This is a genomic window from Empedobacter sp. R750, assembly GCF_030324345.1.
GTDB classification, from domain to species: Bacteria; Bacteroidota; Bacteroidia; order Flavobacteriales; family Weeksellaceae; genus Empedobacter; species Empedobacter falsenii_C.
Window position 1 is genome coordinate 277,914 of record NZ_JACAGF010000001.1, and the last position, 22,134, is coordinate 300,047.

At 33.5% G+C, this 22,134-nt stretch carries 24 protein-coding genes; 10 read left to right on the forward strand and 14 right to left on the reverse strand.

Going from position 1 to position 22,134, the window contains the following annotated elements:
* Positions 1–27: 27 nt before the first annotated feature.
* The 4 genes from HXZ74_RS01420 to HXZ74_RS01435 form a co-directional block, all read right to left on the reverse strand.
* The gene (locus HXZ74_RS01420) at positions 28–204 is read right to left on the reverse strand and encodes a BF3379 family histone-like protein (protein ID WP_219034823.1); all 177 of its coding nucleotides are present in this window, start codon (positions 202–204) and stop codon (positions 28–30) included.
* Positions 205–367: 163 nt separating this feature from the next.
* Positions 368–808 carry a hypothetical protein gene (locus tag HXZ74_RS01425; protein ID WP_219034822.1) on the reverse strand — a complete coding sequence of 147 codons (441 nt, stop codon included), beginning with the start codon at positions 806–808 and terminating at the stop codon, positions 368–370.
* A 74-nt stretch (positions 809–882) separates the two neighbouring features.
* A complete protein-coding gene (gene map, locus HXZ74_RS01430; RefSeq protein ID WP_219034821.1) occupies positions 883–1,647 on the reverse strand; it encodes a type I methionyl aminopeptidase in 765 nt (254 codons plus the stop codon).
* A 42-nt stretch (positions 1,648–1,689) separates the two neighbouring features.
* On the reverse strand, positions 1,690–2,013 hold the full coding sequence (locus HXZ74_RS01435) for a MerR family transcriptional regulator (RefSeq protein WP_219034820.1): 324 nt from the start codon (positions 2,011–2,013) through the stop codon (positions 1,690–1,692).
* Positions 2,014–2,115: 102 nt separating this feature from the next.
* Between HXZ74_RS01435 and HXZ74_RS01440 the strand changes: the two genes are divergently transcribed.
* From HXZ74_RS01440 to HXZ74_RS01450, 3 genes are all read left to right on the forward strand, one after another.
* A complete protein-coding gene (locus tag HXZ74_RS01440) occupies positions 2,116–2,772 on the forward strand; it encodes a cysteine hydrolase family protein (protein ID WP_219034819.1) in 657 nt (218 codons plus the stop codon).
* Between the two features lie 608 nt (positions 2,773–3,380).
* A complete protein-coding gene (locus HXZ74_RS01445; protein ID WP_219034818.1) occupies positions 3,381–4,466 on the forward strand; it encodes a Fic family protein in 1,086 nt (361 codons plus the stop codon).
* Between the two features lie 46 nt (positions 4,467–4,512).
* Positions 4,513–4,740, forward strand: a complete 228-nt coding sequence (locus HXZ74_RS01450; protein WP_219034817.1) for a hypothetical protein — start codon at positions 4,513–4,515, stop codon at positions 4,738–4,740.
* 115 nt (positions 4,741–4,855) lie between these two features.
* Here HXZ74_RS01450 and HXZ74_RS01455 read toward each other — a convergent pair whose 3' ends face one another.
* Positions 4,856–5,230: a site-specific integrase gene (locus HXZ74_RS01455; RefSeq protein WP_286473681.1), complete on the reverse strand. Its 375-nt coding sequence runs from the start codon at positions 5,228–5,230 to the stop codon at positions 4,856–4,858.
* Positions 5,149–5,826, reverse strand: a complete 678-nt coding sequence (locus HXZ74_RS01460; RefSeq protein WP_257468189.1) for a phage integrase SAM-like domain-containing protein — start codon at positions 5,824–5,826, stop codon at positions 5,149–5,151. The genes HXZ74_RS01455 and HXZ74_RS01460 overlap by 82 nt, the downstream gene beginning before the upstream one ends.
* A 274-nt stretch (positions 5,827–6,100) precedes the next feature.
* Here HXZ74_RS01460 and HXZ74_RS01465 point away from each other — a divergent pair, with 274 nt between their 5' ends.
* The 7 genes from HXZ74_RS01465 (at position 6,101) to HXZ74_RS01495 (ending at position 12,672) form a co-directional block, all read left to right on the forward strand.
* Complete coding sequence (locus HXZ74_RS01465; RefSeq protein ID WP_286473510.1) at positions 6,101–6,841, forward strand: hypothetical protein; 741 nt, start codon at positions 6,101–6,103, stop codon at positions 6,839–6,841.
* Positions 6,842–6,957: 116 nt separating this feature from the next.
* Positions 6,958–7,950, forward strand: coding sequence for a C-type lectin domain-containing protein (locus HXZ74_RS01470; protein WP_286473512.1), 993 nt, complete (start codon positions 6,958–6,960; stop codon positions 7,948–7,950).
* Between the two features lie 11 nt (positions 7,951–7,961).
* On the forward strand, positions 7,962–8,903 hold the full coding sequence (locus HXZ74_RS01475; RefSeq protein ID WP_219034814.1) for a C-type lectin domain-containing protein: 942 nt from the start codon (positions 7,962–7,964) through the stop codon (positions 8,901–8,903).
* A 21-nt stretch (positions 8,904–8,924) separates the two neighbouring features.
* Positions 8,925–9,947: a C-type lectin domain-containing protein gene (locus HXZ74_RS01480; RefSeq protein ID WP_286473515.1), complete on the forward strand. Its 1,023-nt coding sequence runs from the start codon at positions 8,925–8,927 to the stop codon at positions 9,945–9,947.
* 379 nt (positions 9,948–10,326) lie between these two features.
* Positions 10,327–10,674 carry a hypothetical protein gene (locus HXZ74_RS01485; RefSeq protein WP_353655978.1) on the forward strand — a complete coding sequence of 116 codons (348 nt, stop codon included), beginning with the start codon at positions 10,327–10,329 and terminating at the stop codon, positions 10,672–10,674.
* 266 nt (positions 10,675–10,940) lie between these two features.
* A complete protein-coding gene (locus HXZ74_RS01490; protein WP_286473518.1) occupies positions 10,941–11,264 on the forward strand; it encodes a helix-turn-helix domain-containing protein in 324 nt (107 codons plus the stop codon).
* 430 nt (positions 11,265–11,694) lie between these two features.
* Positions 11,695–12,672, forward strand: a complete 978-nt coding sequence (locus HXZ74_RS01495) for a serine hydrolase domain-containing protein (RefSeq protein ID WP_286473521.1) — start codon at positions 11,695–11,697, stop codon at positions 12,670–12,672.
* 561 nt (positions 12,673–13,233) lie between these two features.
* Here the strand turns inward: HXZ74_RS01495 and HXZ74_RS01500 are convergent.
* The 8 genes from HXZ74_RS01500 to HXZ74_RS01535 all read right to left on the reverse strand — a co-directional run bounded on the left by HXZ74_RS01500 (position 13,234) and on the right by HXZ74_RS01535 (position 22,134).
* Positions 13,234–14,229, reverse strand: a complete 996-nt coding sequence (locus HXZ74_RS01500; RefSeq protein ID WP_286473523.1) for an aldo/keto reductase — start codon at positions 14,227–14,229, stop codon at positions 13,234–13,236.
* An 82-nt stretch (positions 14,230–14,311) separates the two neighbouring features.
* On the reverse strand, positions 14,312–15,220 hold the full coding sequence (locus HXZ74_RS01505; protein WP_286473524.1) for a helix-turn-helix domain-containing protein: 909 nt from the start codon (positions 15,218–15,220) through the stop codon (positions 14,312–14,314).
* 422 nt (positions 15,221–15,642) lie between these two features.
* Positions 15,643–16,863, reverse strand: a complete 1,221-nt coding sequence (locus tag HXZ74_RS01510) for a DUF6051 family protein (protein ID WP_286473525.1) — start codon at positions 16,861–16,863, stop codon at positions 15,643–15,645.
* A gap of 40 nt (positions 16,864–16,903) precedes the next feature.
* The gene (locus HXZ74_RS01515; protein WP_286473527.1) at positions 16,904–17,800 is read right to left on the reverse strand and encodes a 3-hydroxyacyl-CoA dehydrogenase; all 897 of its coding nucleotides are present in this window, start codon (positions 17,798–17,800) and stop codon (positions 16,904–16,906) included.
* A gap of 59 nt (positions 17,801–17,859) precedes the next feature.
* The gene (locus HXZ74_RS01520; protein WP_286473529.1) at positions 17,860–19,653 is read right to left on the reverse strand and encodes an AMP-dependent synthetase/ligase; all 1,794 of its coding nucleotides are present in this window, start codon (positions 19,651–19,653) and stop codon (positions 17,860–17,862) included.
* Between the two features lie 27 nt (positions 19,654–19,680).
* Positions 19,681–20,307 carry a TetR/AcrR family transcriptional regulator gene (locus HXZ74_RS01525; protein ID WP_219034784.1) on the reverse strand — a complete coding sequence of 209 codons (627 nt, stop codon included), beginning with the start codon at positions 20,305–20,307 and terminating at the stop codon, positions 19,681–19,683.
* A gap of 151 nt (positions 20,308–20,458) precedes the next feature.
* Positions 20,459–21,283, reverse strand: coding sequence for a helix-turn-helix domain-containing protein (locus HXZ74_RS01530; protein WP_219034785.1), 825 nt, complete (start codon positions 21,281–21,283; stop codon positions 20,459–20,461).
* A gap of 209 nt (positions 21,284–21,492) precedes the next feature.
* Positions 21,493–22,134: an HdeD family acid-resistance protein gene (locus HXZ74_RS01535; RefSeq protein WP_219034786.1), complete on the reverse strand. Its 642-nt coding sequence runs from the start codon at positions 22,132–22,134 to the stop codon at positions 21,493–21,495.

The following is a 22,134-nucleotide window of genomic DNA, read 5'->3' on the forward strand; positions in this document are numbered from 1 at the left end:
CCCTCTAAAGTTCAGAGGGTTTTATTTTTAGCTTTTTGAAGCTTCCAAAGATGCTTTTCTGAACTCTTTTAATAGTTTCTCCAGTTCAAGTGATGCTTTACGGGCTCTTGTTCCGGCTGCTTTGTTGCCTTTTTCAGCTTGCAATTCTGCATCGGCTTTTAATGCTTCAAATGAAGCACTGATTTTTTCGATTAGTTCGTTCATTACGTTGATTTATTAAAATTCAATGGCAAAAATAGAAATAAAAAAATGGATATGTTCACGATTATCCGATTTCCACCCTATTATAGTATTGATTTTCTTTTCCAGTATATCTTTTCCCGAAATAAAAACAGTACGAATACAACTTAAAAATGCTCTAAATTATTTAGTTTTGAGCATGATATTGCTTTTCTCCGTTGATGTATAGTGCTGTTTCTTTCGCATCGAATTTATACACATCGTTCTGAAAAACATCTCCTTCCGATTTATCTAAAACAACCGTCTGCTTTTCATTACCAGGCAAAAACAATTCAACTTTTGAGCTGTCCTCATTAAGTAAAACAAATGCACTCATTACAGCTTCTCCTTCTTTTGGTTCTGTGGGATTTAACCGCTGTCCTACGTTAAAGACCTGTATGCAGTTTTGTTTTAGTTCACTCCACGTTTCACCTGCGCCAACAAGACAGCTGTGGTCATCTTTTTCGCCTCCAATGGGTTGCTGGGTTGTTTTTTGCTCATCTATATTTTCGGATGAACCGTTTTTCTGATTGTTGTTGCAGGCAACCAAGGTAAATAAACCCAATGATAATAAAGCTATTTTCTTCATTTTATACTTGTTTTAAATGGTTTTACAATTTTAATTATTCATTCGAAGCTGATTTATGAATTCAGGTATAGTTGTTAGTTCCAAATTCCATTCATCTCAGTTAGTATCATCGGTTTTCCGTCTGTCACAACAATGGTATGTTCGTGTTGTGCCATAAAACCGCCTTTGTTTCCGACCATTGTCCAGCCGTCATTTAATTCCGCTGCATAGGTAGAAGCTGTGGAAATAAAGGTTTCAATCGCTACAACCGAGTTTTTCTTAAATCGTCTTTGGTCAAATCGGTTTCTATAGTTCATTAATTCATCAGGCTCTTCGTGCAGACTTCTGCCAATACCGTGTCCGCCCAGATTTTTAATAACCTTAAACCCTCTCTTTTTCGCTTCGGTTTCCATTATGTGCCCTATATCGGCAATCTTAATTCCACCTTTAATATTGTTAATAGCTTTTTGCAAAATTTCTTTTGATGCGTTCACCAATTGCTGATGTTGATGTATGTCATTACCGATAACAAACGAAGCTCCATTGTCCGCCCAAAAACCATCCAGTTCGGCTGAAACATCGATATTGATCAAATCGCCTTCTTGTAATATCCGTTTGTCCGATGGAATACCGTGGCAAAATTCGTTGTCAACACTGATGCAGGTCCAACCAGGAAAACCGTAAGTAAGATGAGGTGCAGATTTAGCTCCGAAACTGGAAAGTATTTTCGCACCATATTCATCCAATTCTTTTGTGGTCATTCCGGGTTGTACAAAATGTTGCATTTCTTTTAGCGTCAAAGCAACTGCTTCACTCGCCTTTTTCATCCCTGTTAATTCTTCTTCTCTTGTGATTGACATATGGCATTGGGTATTGTATAGTTGAGCAGTAAAGGTATAAAATTAAATGCTGTCATTTTTTAGTTTTGTTAGGGTTTCTTCAATCAGTTCCATGCGTTTTTGCACTTTTTCAGAAGAAGCATCCAAGGTATAACCTTCGTCCAAAAGTTCTTTGATAAGTAACATTTTTTTGATGTTCTTATAGTCGTATCGCCTGTTTTTTCCTTCTTCTTCGGTTAGACTTGTGATAATTTCTTTGTCTTCCCAATATCTTATTTGTCTTGTTGGAATGCCTGTAATTTGGGCGACTTCTCCAATTCCTACGACCAATTTGTCTAAGAAATCGAAGTCAAATGATACATCTTTTTTTGTTCCGCTTTTGCTCATTTTGTAATTTATTTACATTAATTGTTGCAAATATAAACTTTAAGTCTTTTTTTTGCAATTGTAAATTATTTACAATTATTGATAATTAAATTCAATTTTAAAATGAAAAATTTCTTTTTATTAATTCTAACAGTTATGACAATGGCAAGTAAAACAAATGCACAAAAACGAGGAAAATCAGCTTTAATCCTTATTGAAACACAAAACGAATGGATGCATAAAGATGGAAAACTCAATAAAGCTTTGGTAAAGGACAGGGAAATGATGCAGACTTCCATTGACAATATTGAAAAGGCGTTGGAATACGCTCAAAAAAACGGAATAGAAGTTGTTCACGTTGGTTTACGTTTTGAAAAAGGTTATCCTGAATTAGCCAACGGTAAAAGTGGTTTGAGAAAAGCTATTCCAAATGCAGGGACTTTTCCGGTAAACGAATTTGGTTCGCAGTTTTATGAAACCGTAAAACCGATAGAAGGCGAATTTATTGTTACTGGAAGAATAGGAGCAAGTGGATTTACAGGCTCCAATTTAGATGCTTATTTGCGTAACAATAAAATCGAAAACCTTTATTTAGTCGGTTATGCTACGCACGTTTGCGTGGAAAGTACTTTGCGTGATGCTCACGACAAAGGTTATAACACTTTTATAATTTCAGATGCGACTTCGGCTTTTAATAGAAAACAACAAGATTATGTTTTGAATGAAATTGTTCATCATTTTGGGGAACATTTGACCACTTCTGAATTTATTAGTGAATAAGGAATTAAAACAGACATTGTTGTTATCCGTTGCAGGTGCAAAATGCGTTTCGTACCGAAAGTAGGAATGGTGTAGAGAAGGTGCAAATCATAATCTTTTAGATTGCGAAAAACCTCTAAAAGGCAGCCGTATTTATCAGAAAGATAGATAACCCTTTGCTGTAAACTTGGGTAGTAAATAACTGTTGTTCTCTACAAGCGGAAATTTAGGGTTGTTGATGTGACAGGTATAACTGGAAATTATCCGTTTTATATAATAAAATGTAAAAAGAATACCATTTAATTACTGTTATTTTTTACAATCCTGCTCGTTGAAGGTATTTTTAATTTAGTTAATTTGTTGGAAAATATTTCTGTTTGCAACTTGTTGGTGATCATTGTAACAGAGCGTTATGCTATAGTAATAAGATAAAGTCAGAATCATTCTTTCTAATCAATAACTATTAGACATTGTAAGCTGACAGAAATTTTTGATTATGGCGCTACACATTCTACCAACTGTACAAATTGAACGAGAGTAATTTTTACCTGCATTACACTAACGAGAGCGATTTTTTTGTATTTTTACCCTCGTATTAAAGACGAGAGTAAAACTTACACTTGAACAATATGAGAAAATTTGACCGAAAAATACCGTATAACGACTTGCCTTTGCTTCCACCAAAGGTAGACATAGAAACAAAAGAAATACTTCGCAAAACTATTTCAGCAGGTAGAGCATTGGCTCAACTGAAAGGAACTTTGTTGAACTTACCAAATCCTACTTTGTTTTTAGACACTATTTATTTGCAAGAGGCAAAGGCAAGTTCGGAGGTAGAAAATATTATTACGACAACCGATGAACTTTACAAATCCTTGGTTGCTGACAAAAAAAATGATAATTCTGCTACTAAAGAAGTTTTGAGTTATAAAGAGGCACTTTGGTTAGGTTTAGAACAACTCAAAAAAAAGCCATTCATTACAACAAATCTTTGCGTAAGTATAGTTCAGTGTATTAAACAAAATTCGGCTTCTATTCGCAATACGCCAGGCACTACCTTGAGTAACACAAAAGGTGAAGTGATTTATACACCACCAAGTGGCGAAGCTATTATTCGTGAGAAGTTAGCTAGTCTGGAAAAGTTCATCAACGAAAACGACAGTATAGATCCACTTATCAAAATGGCATTAATGCACTATCAATTTGAAGCCATTCATCCATTTTCAGATGGCAACGGAAGAACGGGAAGAATTTTACTGTTGTTGTATCTCAAGCTTTCGGGCTTGTTGGATACACCTGCAATTTATTTGAGCGAGTACATTATAAAAAACAAGGCAGAATACTACAACCGTTTGCGAAAGGTAACTGAAAATAATGAGTGGGAAAATTTCATTTTGTATATGTTGGATATGATTGAAGAAACTTCATTAAAAGGTTTAGAGCGACTAAATAAAATTACAACAGCAATGGAAAAAACAGCAAACGAAATCAAAACGAAATTACCAAAAATTTATTCCAAAGACTTAATTGAAATTTTATTCCGTTTGCCTTACACAAAACGTCAACACTTGATTGATGAAAACATTGGAAGTTTAAAGACTGTAGGAAATTATTTGATAATATTGGAAGAAAACGGATTTTTGAAATCAGTAAAAGTGGGAAAAGAAAAATTATATTTGAACCAACAGCTACTGAAAATTTTAGAAGAAAAATAAAGACTTTGAAATAAAAAGAAACCTGATATAAGTTTAACTAATTGAAATGAAGAAATTTATATTTGCTTCTTCAATAACAAAGGAAGCTCAAACGTATGGACAAGGAACTTACATTAGTAAAGACAGATTTGAAATGTTTGGAGGAGTTAAAATTTTCTTTTACGACAAAGAAATCATAGAAGAAGAATTTGGAAAATACGGTTTATATGAAATTATCGAGGTACAAGAAAACTATCCGTTTTATCTAATAAAATGTAAAAAGAATGTCGCTTGATTGTCGCTGGTTTTTATAATTGTGATTGGTGAAGGTATTTTTAATCCAGTAAATCTGCCAGTAAAAAAAATAATTTTTCCACTCTTTTTCTATTTCATTCTTAAATTCTGATTCCTCATACCGCCATTCTTTCCTCATACACTCTATCAAAATAATCTCCCAAAGCAAGAATTCTCTCATTATTAGTAGGATTAATGTACCGTAAAAACATCTGTTCCGTACTGTGTCCGGTAGCTTCCATTAATAAGGGAGTAGGGATTTTTCCATAGAAATTGGTAGCAAAGCTACGTCTTCCGATATGACTGGTTATTACCTCATATTTTTGAACTTCAACATTTCTGGTTCTGAAACCAATACGTTTTCTTGCTTTTATTTTTTCATTAATACCTGCATATTGCCCAATTTGTTTTATTTTTTCATTGTATAGGTGGTAAGCGTAATGATTTCTTTTCTTTGTTTTTCTCGTCGAAGTTCCAGCTCTCTTACACAAGTTCTTATGCTTTTTCGCTCTGCAAAATTCAAGATTGTCTTTACAAAATGAATGGTTCTATAGATCGTATTCTCACTGTATTCTTCCTCTTTCCCGAAAATCATAAATTCCCGAATGAAATCCGAATTGATTTCTTCTACATAAAGTTTTTTACAGACAAAACCCTCGAAACGTTCCATCAGGTGATAAAATACTTTATATCGTTTATATGTGGAATTGCAGATGAGTTCCTTTTTTGTTTCAATATACCACTTCATATAAAAGAGTAATGAATTTTCAGGAAGTTTTTTCTTTTGTTTAGAACAAATATCTTTTATTTTTTTAGATATAGATCTTTGAGGTAATTGTTTGTTTTCTTCGCGTTTGAATCGAATACTTTCAGCTAATTCTATTTTTAGGATATCGAGTGTACTATTTAGTTTTTTATACTTTTTCAGATAGATATTCGAAGGACGTTGTTTGTTTTTGTCCCAATCTTTTTCAGAAATTCTTAATTGTGTACGAAAAGTATAGGTTCTGTTTTGTTGTTGGTCGGTAAGGTTTAAGTGGATGTTTTTTACAATACCTTTTTCAGGCAAAAAGAATTCAAATGTCATTTCGTTGAGTTTTAATCGTGTTATTTCTCAACGAATTTAAGATAATAAAAGTAGTCTGCTTTAGACTACTTTCGAAGCAAAGATAATTCTTTTCTTGATAACTCCAAACATTTATGCAATAGTGTTTTAAATTAAAATAATTTGATTTAATGTTTTTGCATTTTTCTTTTAAATAAAACCAATTTCAATTACTTACATCTTAAATAATATTGTATTACAATACAATAAGATAAAATAATAGTCTAAAGCAGACTATTTCAACCAACCAAAACCGATGAAAAAGAGTTTCTACATAAAAACATTTATCCGAAAGGGTTGTAATACCCTTTTGGTGTTTTTGTGTTCTCTTTTTTCTCTATTCTCTTATGCGCAGATTTATACTACTGGTGACGCTATTTTATATGTATCGCAAGATGCTACCCTAACACAGAAACTGATAACACCCACCAAACTATTTATTGCGAGTGGAACAACAGTTGTGGGAGAAGTATCTAGTGATATAGATATTGAAAGAACAACAATATCTACTATAGAAAAAAGCAAAATCTTTATTTTAGAAGGAACCTCCGTTTCTGGGTTGGAAGAGCTTGGAAGTACCAAAATTGTATATATCCAAAAAACTTCCAAAAACGTAAAACAATACGCCAAAAATACACCCAAACCGAAAAAAGAAAAAGCACAAAACAATAAAGTACATAAGGAAGAAAACCAACAAAAAAAATACAAAATATACATAAAGGACGGCAACCCACAGCAGTTTATACATTTTAATACCAATTACGCTTCTGCCTTTTCGCCCTCTTCCAATCACAACATTAAACTATCTGTATCACCTTCCGAAACTATAAAACAGCTCTTCTTTGCTTACCATCAGCAAGAAACCACTGATTCCCCATCTGTTTATAAAAATGTCAAATTTTTAATTGCGGGCAGAATCCGCCCACCGCCCGTCCTTGCGAGCGAAAGGAAGCAAGCCCTAATTAAGTACAACGGATTGCTTCGTCGTTTCTCTTGACAAGGACAAATTAATTACACAACAAAAATTTAAAGTGTTTAGTTTTTAACACTTATTTAATGCTTTGCTAATAATACACAACAGGTTATCTAAATAATAACCTAAAATTTTTGAACATGATAAAAAATATATTAACATCAGCTCTTTTACTGATAGCAGTTTGTTCATATGGACAAACAGGAAAAGCAGTTGGGATTATATCGACAGATACTACAATCCCAAATGATTTCCCCCATCCTTCATCCATTTTGGATGTACATGCCGAAACCAAAGGATTTTTGGGTCCCAGAGTAGCTTTAACTTCCCTTACCTCCAGAACTCCTATTACTACTACTACTACTACTACTACTATCACAGCCGATTTGAAACCAGGGCTTTTAGTGTATAATACCAATGCAACAATAGGCAAAGGATATTATTACTGGAGTGGTTTGAGTTGGATTCCTTGGCAGAAAAGCTCTAATACAATCCAAAACTATGCAATAACAGATATCAGCACATCAACATTAGGGTACGTGCCGGAAGGAAGCATGGCTACAGCACCTGCTGAATATGTTTATGGCAATATAAAAGCGACCAAAGCAGGATGCTACAAATTTACTACAGGCAACAATCACTCATTTTGCGGATATAGTCTTACCGATAACACCACAAATGCAGCTGTTGGTACAAATTGGACAACAGCTTTCACGATTGCCAAAAATCTGAATGGCTACATGGCTACAATTACCAGCACAGAGGAATGGGATTTTGTAAAAAACAACCTTCTTTCTACTTCTTTACCTTCACAAAACCAAAATAACGTATGGTTGGGCTTCAACAAAATAACCTATCCCGGAAATCCTCAGAAATTTACATGGATTACAGTAGAGGTATCTATGGTTGCCTGGGAACGTGCAGGAATAACAACAGCTCCGTATTATAAAAATTCCAGTTTTGAATTTAACTTTGATGTAAACCAACCTGATAACAATGGTGGTACGGAAGGTTGTGCTCATATATCAGCTACATCAAAAAGCAGCACCAGATTATGGTACGATACCAATTGCAACAATACCACTATCGACACCAAACCGGTATCATATCTTATTGTAGAATATCAAAATTAAAATTGCAACTTATGAAAAACATATATCTTGCTATAGTATTCAGTATAGCTTTTGGCATAGGCACATCTGCACAGGTTCAGATGACCAATACAGCAACCCCTCCGGCAATAGTTGCATCTGCAATGTTGCAACTGGATGCTGCCAATAAAGGTGCGTCTTTGCCCAATGTAGCATTATCAGCTACCGATGTAGCAACCATTACTTCACCAAAAGACGGGTTATTAGTATACAATACCAGTACAACAACCAATCCTAATCCCAATACCAATGTAACACCAGGGCATTATTACTGGTACAATAACCAGTGGAATCCCATGGGAAAAATTGCAAACTCTTATCTCTTCCAACAAAAAATAGATGTAGAACTTTTGGGATATACACCTAACAATACTGGTATCACTGCGGATAACTCCACTGGAACCATTAGTTATGGTGGTGCAACCTGGAATAAAAAAGGTTGTGTAAAATGGTCTGTAAGCGCTGGGGGTAATGACCATACTTACTGTGCTTATACAGCTTCCAGTGATAGGACATGGGCACAAGCATATAACTTTGCACAAAACAGAGGCGGTTATTTGGTTACCATCACATCCGATACGGAAAGAAACTGGATTACGACCAACATCATTACAGCTAAAAGTTTAGCTACTAATATTTGGCTGGGCTACAACAAATTCCAGAGCCGCTACATTCCGTTGGATGGAAACAACAACGATACCCCTTTCAACAGATATCGCTACAAATGGATTACCGGGGAACAATGGGCTGTAAATTGGGAGGTTGCTGGAGGAGCAACGGTACAACAAAACTTTGACACTGGAATGCCAAGCATTGTTAGTGCAAATGGCGCTGCATATATAATGTCAACTGGAACCAGAAAATGGGCTGACAGAGATGGTGTAACCGCAACAAATGCCAAGGATGTAATCGTAGAATTTCAGGATGCTTACTAAATTATTAAATATTAAAAATTTATGAAAAAATCAATATACAAATCTATATTTGCTTTTGTTTGTGTATCAAACATAGCATTCGGGCAGGTCGGCATAGGCATCGAATCTCCCCATACCTCTGCCGTGTTGGATGTAGTGTCTTCCGACAAAGGATTTCTTGCCCCACAGGTAGAGCTAACAGCTACCAATGTTTGGGCTCCACTTGTAAATCCTGCAACAGAAGGGATGTTGGTATACAACACAAAGACTACTAGCACAAACCCTGCAACAGATGTAGCACCCGGATATTACTTTTGGGCTGACAACAAATGGCAACCAACAGGATTAGGATCCAGAACGTATGTAGTATCAGATGGAGTAATTCCTTCTATTCTAGGATATACTCCGAATGGAATTGCTTCGAGTGCCGCCAGCTCAGTTGTTGTTGATGGTCTAACATTTACAAAGAGAGGATGTACACAGTGGACGGCAGGAAACGGCCATTACTACTGTGTCTATACAAGCGGTAATAATGGTACCAGTGGTAGCAGTCCAGGAACAGGAGGTGCCAATTGGGGAACCGCCTATAATGTAGGAAAAACTTTAAACGGGTATTTGTTAACCATTACTTCTGATGCCGAAGAAACTTTTGTAAGAAATAATATTATCAACGGCTCTAATAGTGGTCATGGTAATCTAAGAAACAACATCTGGATAGGAAACAACAAAGCTATCAATATGTCTTATTCTCCAGCCAATCAGCCTGCTCCGGGGATCCCAATCGAATTTTATTGGATTACTGGAGAAAACTCTAAACACAACTGGAGCAACGCAACAACCGTACAGCAAAACTTTGCAAGTAATGCGAATATTCAGGATGAGCCCAATAACCTTGGCAATAATGAGGGGTGTACACATATTTGGGCAAACGGAATGAGTAGTGGTATGGACGGATTGAAACTCAAATGGAATGATGCTCCCTGCGATGTTACTACATTTTCTCCAGGAGGTATAGCCGCTGAGTTCAGAGCATTAAACCAACTGATTATAGAATTTAACCAATAATGTATTTAATATACTATATAATATAATCTTAAATTTAAATAATTAACTTATTTATATTTTATAATTCAGAAAAATTTTATTTCACGCCGTAACTATCGCTAATTTTTTTGATTCAACATTGTTATGTCTTTAAAAAATGAATAACGAAATTTTATGCAGTTTCTTATCTTAGTTTCGTGAAAAGAAATACAATACTAAATCTCTTAAAATTCCCGAATGACACACTAACTATTAAACTTTAGTATAAATTAATATTAGAGAATAACAAGATGATGATAAAAATTATTAAAAAGTGAATTTCAAAGAAATCCATATAGGCTCTTTAATCAATCAACTTGTTACAGAAAGCGGGATAGAAATATCCCGCATCTGTAATTTTATGAAAGCAACAGAAGCAGAAATCAAAGAAATGTATAAAGAAGAGCATCTATCTACCGATTTACTTTTAAAATGGAGTAAGCTTTTGGAGTATGATTTTTTTAGGTTATACAGTCAACATTTGATTTTATATTCTCCGCCTTCTTCTTCTTCTTCAAAAGGTTTATTTGAAAATAAAACATCTGCTCCCCAATTTAGAAAAAATATTTACACCAAAGAAGTTATTGACTTTATTTTGGAACAGATTTCTACAGAAGAAATGACCAAAAATCAGGTCATAGAACGTTACCGAATCCCCAAAACAACCTTATACAAATGGATCAGCAAATACGGAAACTCAAAAACTTAGTAGATAAATATCTACATAAGACAAGAAAACACGTGGTTAAAGATTGGAAAAATCCACTAAAGGAATCAGATAACGATATTTTGTTTTTTAGAAAACATTGGCGGGTTCTGTTTTGGGATGAAATTGCTTTTATTTTCGAAGAGGATAAAGTTACAGATATCGTGATTACCGAATATCTATTGGGTATAGAGCTAAGGTGTATCTACTTTTATGAGCACCAATTACCAGAATACAAAGTTGTTAATTCATTTTAAATAAACTTAGTTATGAGTGGGACTTCACCCAATTACAAGCAGATTTATATCGATATTCTCGATAAAAAATTTCCTCATAAAAAAGAGGCGTGTAATAAAATCTTGTCAAAAACACGCGTTTCTACAATAGATGTTATTGTATTGAATAAAATAATCTTCGGTACAGCAAAAGAAACAAATTCCTTCAACCAAAAACACCGTTCCTATAGTAAAACCGATATTCTACACATATTGGATTATCAGAAAAAGAACCAACTAAATAATTCTCAATTAGCAAATCATTTTGGTTTAAGTAGAAATACTGTTGCGAAATGGAAAAAACTATTAGTAGTATAACCACAATATCTATATATACAGAAAATACAAATAATTTTTTTGACAGCAAAGCGCTCTTTTCATTATTACAATAATGTCCGTCTTCTAAAAAATTATTTTTTTTCATCATTTGTTGTACTGGCTCATATGAGCCAGTATTTTTTTTATAAATATCAAATCATAAAACAAAAAAATGACATTCATTGTTTTTAGTTACAACTGTTTTTTGTTATATACTCTTTTATTTTAAAGGTAGAGAAGTATCATTTTGAATTAAAACAAAAAAATATTTTCAAGAATTGTTACAGTATTAGCTTTTTTATAATGGAACTGTTTTCAGTTTGTTCTTTTCTGTAATTTTGCAAACACCATTATTTGCTTCTTTTTGAGTAAGTAAAATTGTAAAATGTCTCTTTAGGCAAAAAAGAGCTATTAATAAAGATAAAACAGTATGGCGAAGCATCTTCCTGAAAACTTAATTGAACAGATAGAAAAAGAGTATAAGAATATCACAGGAATTGTGGTGCAGAGAAATAACGAAATCACACACGAAAGCTATTTTCAGGGATATGCCCAGAACGACACAATTCATATAGCATCTGTTACTAAGAGCATTATATCTATCCTTATTGGGATTGCTATAGATAAAGGATTAATACAGAGTGTGGAGCAAAATGTTTTAGACTTCTTTCCGGAATATCAAATAAAAAGAGGAGAAAAATCAATACAGAATATAAAAATAGAACATTTGCTCACAATGACTGCTCCTTATAAATTTAAAAGTGAGCCATATACCAAAGTCTATTCGAGTGAAAACTGGACAAAAAGCGTATTGGATTTATTGGGTGGAAAATCTATCGAAACAGAATTCAAATACACAACAATAGGATTGCAGGTATTGTCTGGAATTATTGCAAAGGCAACCAGGCAATCCGTTCTTGATTTTGCTACAGAAAACCTATTTATTCCGTTGGCTATACAAAAACCTGATAGTTTACAGCTTCATAACAAAGAACAACACATAGATTTTATTAAAGGAAAAAACAAAAACAGCTGGGTAATAAGTCCTGAAGGAATAAACACAGCAGGTTGGGGCCTGACTTTAACAGCAAGAGATATGACTAAAATTGGGCAGTTATATCTAAACAAAGGTAAATGGGAAAATCAACAGATTTTATCCTCTAAATGGATTGAAGAAAGCACTAAAAAACACAGCAGTTTTGGTAGTTTATCTTATGGTTATCTCTGGTGGATAATTGATGATATGGAAAACAATTGCTTTGCCGCAATAGGCGATAGCGGAAATATAATTTATGTAAATCCAAAAGATACAATGGTAATTTCAATTAGTTCTACCTTTTTCCCAAGAGCAAAAAACAGGGTGGAATTTATACGGAATATCTTAATTCCTTCTATTGGAATAATATAAAATTCAACGAACTTTATATTGGACAGACCCCGAAATAGAAATTAAACATTTGCCCTTCATTCAAAGAACAATAGATGCCTCTGACTACAAAAGGGTATTTTATTAGTTGCCTAAGATTTGGAGCATCCTGCCGACTTCAATATCCATTCTCGAAAAGGCTTCCTAAATAATTGTGCTAATATTCACCATTTCAAATTTTGATTTATTCATTTCATCACTTAGATTCCAAACTTGGGTAATCTGTAAATTCTTTTTCCCCAGGCGTGTAAAAAGTATCTACGTCCAATTTGTTTAATGGTGAATTTTGAGCAAACCGTTCAACCAAACTATGTATTGCATATCTGAGAGCAAACAAGAGCCTCAGAAAGGCTCTAAGTATGAGGTTGCTAAAATTCGTAATACCGTAAGTTGCCAATTCTCCTGTTAATTTAGGATTGATCTCAACAGTATTTTGGATTTGACAGTAAGTTAATGGCTATTACTCCATCAAAAAAATATTCCAAATACAGTGAACAAATTCCATTCTTCTCTTTTCCATTCTTATTTCAGAACGGAATACTTTTAGTTATTTACAAGCTTCATAGCATCCGATGTATAGCGATCTCCTGTGTTCGGATAGCTGGCTATGATAGCTTCGATTTCCGCAATGTCTGTATCACTCAGCACCACATCTACTGCTGTTGCGTTCATCTCCAGATACTTGCGTTTCTTTGTTCCAGGGATAGGGATAATATTATCTCCTTTTGCCAAAATCCAAGATAGAGCCAGTTGCGATGCATTAATATTCTTTCCATGTGCAAACGCTGTCAAATCTTTCATTAACTTTTGATTATTGATCAGATGCTCCCCTTGAAAACGAGGTAGTTGAAAACGAATATCATCCTGTTTAAACGTGGATACATCAAAATCCCCTGTAAACATCCCTCTGCCAAGGGGAGAGAAAGGCACAAGAGAAATACCTAACTCGGTTACGGTAGGATAAATTTCTTTTTCAAGATCACGAGTCAGCAATGAGTATTCACTCTGTAATGCCGCTATGGGATGGACGGTATTTGCCTTTCGGATACTTGTTGCTGAGGCTTCTGACAATCCTAAATAACGAACTTTCCCTTCTTTTACCAATTCTGCCATTGCACCGACAGTTTCTTCTATCGGAATTTTTGGATCTACACGGTGAGCATAGTAGAGGTCTATGCAGTCAATATTCAATCTTTTCAGACTAAGTTCTACCGCCTGGTTCATCCATTTGGGAGAGCCATCAAATGTATCTGCGAAATTTGTCAGATGATTTCCTCCGGTGTATTTAAAACCGAACTTTGTAGCAATAAATACCTTATCCCTGTTCGGTCTTAAAACAGTAGATATAAGTTTCTCATTTTCGCCATTTCCATAAAAGTCTGCTGTGTCCCAGAAGTTAATGCCTAAATCCAAAGCTTTGTGCAGAGTAGCAATACTTTCTTCATCATTTCGTTCACCATAGACGTGAGACATACCCATACATCCCAATCCGATTGCAGACAGTTGTTCGTCAGTATTTCCTAATTTTCGATATTTCATAACTTAATTGTTTTAGATGTTGCAAAGTTAAGTTCAGATACACGAAATGAATTAAAATATTTCAAAGGTCTTTTTATAAATATCAAAGAATATTTCTTCTATATTTTTTTGGAGATATTCCTACATTCTTTTTGAAGAAACCTGTAAAGTGAGAAGGATATTCAAATAATAGGCTATAAGCTATTTCTGTTATCGTCCAGTCTGTATTTTTGAGTAGAGCTTTAGCTTCTTCTGTGATGCGAAAGGCTATGTGTTGTGAAGGGTTCTTTCCGGTAATCTCTTTTACTACACTATTCAGGTGGTTTTCGTGTACAGATAAACTTAAGGCGAAGTCTTGCACGGTCCGTAATTTTAGAGGCATATCAGTGTTTTCTATCGGATATTGGTTTTCCAGTAATTCTAAAAAACGATAGGTAATGCGATGAGCGGCATCCACCTGTTTGTTACGTAATCCTATTTCTGGATAATGTTCTAGTGCCTCATGAACAAGTATCTGGAGATAGTTTCGAAGCTTACTGTATTTATAGATGTATTCAGAGTTCATTTCCTGTACCATCTTTCGAAAAATATAAGATATATCTTCTTTGGCTTCATCATCAAGAAAAATGATAGGTTTTTCCCCCAACCGAAACATCGGATAATCTTTAACCGAAAAAGAATGTTCCCACGATTGTACGAATTCTTCCGTAAACAAGCAAAACCAACCTTGTTGATTGGCTGATGTAGGTTCCCACGAATGGGGAATCAGAGGATTAGAAAAGAATAATCCGGGACGATCTATAACAAAGTCCTCATTTGCAAAGTGTATAATACCAGTACCTTCAGTTATTAATGAAACTTTATAAAAATCACGCCGATGAAAGGATTTTGTGGGAGAATAATAACTACGAGGAAAAACATTGAAATGACCTATACCATCACTATCGGATTTGATGTCTACATCCCCTAATAACGTTTTATAAAAATCCTGAATAGTTTCAATTTTTTGCACAATACAAAATTATAAATATCAAATAATATAAAGATATTTTCACACCTCTTTTTTTACTGTATTTATTGAAATATACACCTTTTGACAATTTCAGTCAGGATTACCTATTCTCATTATTCAAATTTGAAAGCGGCAAAGACAAAAGTTCCTCTCTTTTTTTTCAAATGACTCCATCGTTTTTTTTTAATTTGATGCCAAAAATAATTTCAACATTTGAAAAAATCAAGTAGTTAAAAATTCTTTGAACAACAAAGAATGGAAATATAATTTATGTAAATCCAAAAGATACAATGGTAATATCAATTAGTTCTACCTTTTTCCCAAGAGCAAAAAACAGGGTGGAATTTATACGGAATATCTTAATTCCTTCTATTGGAACAATATAAAATTCAACGAACAGTGTCTTTTCCATAGCAAAAGAATTATCCTAGAAAATCGCTTATTTTATTAAATACGAAATCAAAATCTTCATCGATTTGATTGGATTGTAATTCTGTATTCGGAAATGGATTTTCGTGGGTATATTCTCTGTTAAAATCAATTTCCTCTACTTTTATGTTTATATTTCTATAAGCTCCGTTTAACGTATTGATAATTTCAAAAGAGGGTATAATGGTGTCTTTTTTCAACGTGATTGCATAAAAATAGCTTTCATATTTTTTTAAAAGAGCCTCTCTAAATTCTCTCTTTTTACTAAAATCCAACATTGCATAAAATACTTCTCCCTCGGTGTGCTGCTGCTTGATATAATGATTAAGAAATTTATCCTTTTTAAGGATGGTATCAAAATGCTCAACGTAATAGGAATACATGGCAACATTTGCTTCGCTGTCTAAAATAAACTTTGATGCGGGAGCATATCTGTTAAATGTTGTTCCACTGTAAAAAAGACACACTTTTGTATTAAAAAAATAGTTTTTGTAGTTTGATAATTTCAGTATCTGAGCTAAAAAACCGCCAATGGAATAACCAAAAAGGTTAAGTTCAAAATCTTTTGCTATCCACTCATTTTTTCCGGCTTTCAAATCTTCAATCAATTGAATAACGTCGTAATAAGTTTGAAGTCCAGACCATACAAATCGCTGTGGCATTGCATGAATTCTGGTGCTTATAGCAGCATTTGAAAGTGATGAATTGGCTATATTAGGGAACAGTTCCATTCTTTGAGAGCTTAATTTATACATTTCTCTGTTATTACTCCAGAACTTCGGAGCTCTTTGCATATGAAATGAAATAGGAAACAATATTACCGCACTTTGGGTTTTCTCACATATTGTTTCTGCCCATACCAAATATTTGTCCCAGTCTTTTTCATTAAATCCGTGAAAAAGTAAGGTGACTTTTTTCGTTTTTTGCGTATCTTTCGGAAAATACACCTGATATTTGAATGATTTATTTTCAGAGATATCGCTATCAGGAACATTTATTAAACTCCCAAAATTTCCGGTATTGTTATAATAATCAAACGCGACATCAAATGTTAAATCATGTTCATTGCAATGATATAAGCCTGTTCCTTGCAAAAAATAATGAGCGTTTGAAATGAAGTCAAATTCTTTTATAAAAGTTTCCCGATTGGTCTCAGTGCCAATTTCATTATAAAATTTGGCTTTTGCTAATTTAAAACGCTCACTATATTTCATTATTTTTACATTGTTAAGTTGTTAATTTTTACATAGCTAATTATTTCAAAAAATCTTTATCCTCGTAAGCAGGGTTTGGGTATTTGTAAAAACCTTCACCTGTGGACGTTCCTAATTTTCCTTTGTCGATAAACTCTTCTTTGTATTTGGCAATCAGTTTCAATTTGGTTTCGTCGGGAGCTTTTTCTGCCGACATTTTGTTGATGTTATAAGCAGTATTGATTCCCACCATATCCAAAATTCCAAAAGGTCCTTTCGTTCCGCCAATAGCCAACAACCAAGTTTTGTCAATAGTTTCGGGATCGGCAATTCCATTAATCCAAAGATTTGTCGCAGCATGTAAAAAAGGAACTAAAAGTGAATTAAGAATATAACCTGGTTGTTCTTTCAATACTGGAAGTGCAATCATTCCGATGGCTTTTGCAAATGCTACTAAATCATCAAAAACTGCTTTGTCTGTACCTGCGTGTCCCATAATTTCGGCAGTATTATGTATCCATATTTCATTGGCAAAATGCAACGCGATGAATTTGTTCGGTCGTCCTGTAACCTCTGCAAACTGACTTGGCAAAAGCGTAGAAGAGTTGGTTGCAAAAACTGTTTTTTCAGGAGCTAAAGGTGCCAACTTTTTATAAAAATCGATTTTGATTTCTGGGTTTTCAGGGACAGCTTCTATAAGCAAATCTGCATCTTTAACAGCTTCTGCTAAATCAGAATTGTAGCTCAAATTTTTAAACGTTTCGTCTAATTGTTCTTGTGTAACATTCAAATCTTTTTTGTATGATTCGCTTAGACTTTGGAATTTAGCTTTTGCTTTTTCCAATACCTCATCTGTGATGTCGTAAACGGTTACCTTAAACCCTGAAAATGCTGTTTGAAATGCAATTTGATAACCTAAAACGCCGCTTCCTGCGACAGTGATGTTCTTAAAGTTCATAATATTTAAGTTTATGTTATGTTTAATTATTCGTAAAACCAGTTGAAATAATTTGCTTGCTATTGGTTATATATTTTCTCTATTTCCTCACTATATTTTTGTAAGATTACTTTTCTTTTCATCTTCATACTTGGAGTGAGTTCGCCACTTTCAACAGTCCATTCGTTGGATAATAAAACAAACTTTTTAATTTGCTCTACGTGATTAAACTGCGGATTGTATTTGTCGATAGTTTTTTGATAAACTGCTTGTATTTCTTCAGATTTTATGGCTTCTTCTTTTCCGTTATAGCTAACGGAATGTTTTTTGCACCAATCTGCCAAGCCATTAAAATTGGGAACAATAAGTGCCGAAACAAATTTTTCGCCATCACCAACAATCATAATTTGTTCGATTAAAAAGTTTTCTTTTAGTTTATTTTCTATTGGTTGAGGCACAACATATTTACCACCCGAAGTTTTAAACATTTCCTTTTTTCGATCGGTAATTTTAAGGTATTTTCCGTCAATCATTTCGCCAATATCGCCCGTGTGAAACCATCCGTCTATGATAACTTTGCTGGTTTCTTCTGGATTTTTGTAATAACCAACCATCACATTATCACCTTGACAGCAAATTTCACCGTCTTCTAAAATCTTAATTTTCACCGACTGCAACGGAACTCCAACCGTTCCTGGTTTTATTGCTCCAACTCGGTTAAATGCAAGTACTGGTGAGGTTTCCGTAAGTCCGTAGCCTTCGATAATATTTATTTTTGCAGCACCAAATATTCGCACCAAACGCTCCTGACAAGCACCACCACCAATTACGATAGTTTGAACGTTTCCTCCAATTGCGGCTCTCCATTTTTTGTAAATCAGTGCGTCTGCTAACCACAACTGCAATTTGTAGCTAAAACTAAATTTCTTGTCATAATCAAACTGATTGGCAAGCTTTACAGCCCAAAAAAACAAGTTTCTTTTAAATCCTTTTTGAGCTTCGCCTGCCGAAATTATTTTTTCATATACTTTTTCTAACAATCTTGGAACGGCACAAAACACATACAGTTTTACCTCTTTTAAATTATTTGCTACTTGGTCTATACTTTCTGCAAACGAAATGGTGAATGCGTTATAAATATAGGTGTAAAGTATCATTTTTTCATAAATATGATTTAACGGCAAGAAACTAAGCGATTTGTTTTCTTTTAATTGCAGTTCTTCAAAAATTTCATTAGATGTTGCCTCAATATTAGACAGTATATTTTTGTGTGAAAGCATAACGCCTTTTGGCCAACCGGTTGTTCCTGATGTGTAAATAATGGTGCAAACATCGTTTGAGGCTACTTGTTCGGAATGTTTTATGATTTCCTGAGCAACATCATCTGTGCAAGGTTGAAGTAATTGTTTCCAATTGATTTGGTCTGGAGAAGCATCGTCCATCACATAAATTTCTTTAAGTTTTGGCGTTTGCTGTTGTATCGATTTTAGTTTTTCGTACAGCTCCAAACTGTCAACAAAACATATTTCCAGTTCTGTTTCGTTAAAAATGGCTGTAATTTCTGTTTCTGAAATATTTGGGTATAACGGAACCAAAACTGCTCCGGTCATTTGAGTTGCCAAATCAACAACCAACCAATCGGGTGATGAAAAACAGATTAAACCCACTTTTGCTTTTTGATCAACATCAGGATTGTTTCCGTTTATTTCTTTGTCTAACAGCGATTTTGTTAATTCGAAAATTTTTTCTTTAAATTGAATGGGCGTATAATTTTGCCACTTGTTTTCTTTCTTAAATTCTAAAAATTTTTCAGGTAATTCATTGAAATTAGCATTAAGTAAAAAGTCAAATAATCTTTTGTTTGAATATTTCATTTTATGTGTGGTTTTTTTATTTTTTAATTATTTGTATAACAAACTCTTAGTTGTTGAATGTAAAAAGTGTAAAAATTGTTCATTCTGATCTTTTAGTGCTTTTTCATCAGGTAGGAGTAATAATGATTTTATCTCAGGAAGACATAGATAGTTGTGAATAGAGCCGACTAATAAGCAATATAAATTTTCAGATTTAGCAGGATTAAATTTGTTTTCTATTTCGCCTTGCTTTATTATATTTCTTAAACCGTTAATCGTTTTTGTTTTAAACAGCATTATTTTATCCTGAAAAAGAGCACTTTTTGATTTTCCCTGTTCTTGTAAGAAGATGTGGGTTAATTGCCAGTTTTCCATACATATATGAAAAAAAGTTTGTAGGGCATAATCGATTTTTTCGGACGGATCTGTTATCTGGTCTATTTGATTTTTCATTTTGTTAAAGGACCCAATAAAATCATCAATCACATCGAGTAAGAGCATTTCTTTTGAACCAAAATAATAGGAAATCATAGAGACATTGATAGTTGCCTTTTCTGCAATATCTCTTGTCGTGACAGATTCAAATCCATACATCGCAAAAAGCAAAGTAGCTTCACTTTTTATTCGGTTTTTGGGAGAATCGGTTGCTGTTGATTTAGTTTGTCCTCGATTCATAATAACATACAATCAAACGTTTGATTACAAAATTATGATGAATTACAATATAAAAACAGAACTTAAAGTGGGTAAAAAATGTTTATAAGTAGGATTTTATTAGATGTTTAGATGTAAAATAAGTAAATAAATGTTTAATCAGGAGGTTAAATTATTTTTTTCTGAATTGAGAAGGACTTATGCGTTCGTGCCTTTTAAAAAAATGACCAAAGGTATAACTGTCACTAAATCCTAATTCAGTAGCAATTTGATAAATACTTTTATCGGTGTCGAGAAGAATGGCTTTTGCTTCTTTAAGTTGGAATTCTAAAATTATTTGACTGGCTGTTTTTCCAATAACATTTTTCACTGTTTCTGATAAATGCCTAACGGTTAAACACTGTTTGTCGGCATAGAATTTTACATTTTTTTCTTTTTTAAAATTTTCTTCAACATTTCTTAAAAAGGTTAACGAAATGAGTTCTTTTCTGGAAACTTTTTTTGAACTCTTTGCTGTTTCACCTACATAATTCGCAATAGATTGTATCAATCCAGAAAAAACAGTCTCAATTATTTCTTTACTGTTTTTATAGTTATTTGAATTATCTGAAAGACTTTTTAGTAATGGGGCAAAATTAAAGAGTTCATTAAGCTGTAGCTCATTTAAGAAAAACTGCCTTTCCAAATTCTCTTTAAAAAATGTATAAATATGTAGGCTATTTATTTTCTGACTGATACTCTCGATAAATTCTCTGGTAAATGATATTACATAACATTCAATATCATCGCTTATATGAGAAAATTGGTAAGCCGAATAGCTGTCCATAAATGCTAAAACCGGTTCATTTATTTCTATTGTATTCAATCTTTTTTCATAGACAATATGTCCTTTTTTCAAAATGAAAAATGAGGAGTTTTGAGGATAAAATGGTCTGTCGAGGATTAGTTTTTTTCTATATTCTTTACCGTTATAAACAGTTATACCAAAATTATTCATCTTTCAATTATTAAAAATTTTATAGCCTATCTCTCTATTTTGATTTATTATTGGTGACCTAGTAGGTGTTTACCTTTTTATCTACAAAAAGTATTCGGTGTAATTTCTTAATAAATTGCCTTTCGAGATAAAGCATAGACAAGTTTTTTATCTATCTGAGTTTTTTATTATTGTATGATGTTCTATTTCTGTGAAAATAGCATTTCTAATTAATCTTCATCTTGAATATTTTTGTAATATTCTTCTTTTAGATCTTCGATTTTGTCTTTCAGTTCTTTTTTTAATTTTCCTGGAAGAGTTTTAAGTTTCTTTAATTGGAAAGACAACACAATGGCACTGATACCAATAGATATAAACGATAATGCCGTTATTACTACAAGCGAAATGCCTGTAAAAATAGGATTAGCAATTAGTAAAAAAGAAAAAATAATTCCCAGAACACTTAAAATAGCAAGATTTCCCCATTTCATTATACCGTAATTTTTCAATTCGAAAGCAAAACCTAATCCTTGAAAAGAACGAAACAACAAGCTGAAACCAATAAAGAATGGTAAAGTTGTAGCGGCAACAGCGGGTTTAATAACCAAAAGTAAACCTATCAATAAACTGAAAATTCCGCTGGCAAGATACCAACCCCAACCTTCTAATTCGCTTCGGTTTTGGATAGAAAACAAAGTTTCTAAGATACCCGAAAACAAAAACGATAAACTAAAAAGGATTACCAATGAAAAGTAAGTTGCTTCGGGAACAGTAAATAAATAACCGCCCAAAACGATAAATAATACACCGATAATTGCTGGTACATACCAATGTTTTACGGTGTTGCGAATGCTTTTAAAAAATGTTGCCAT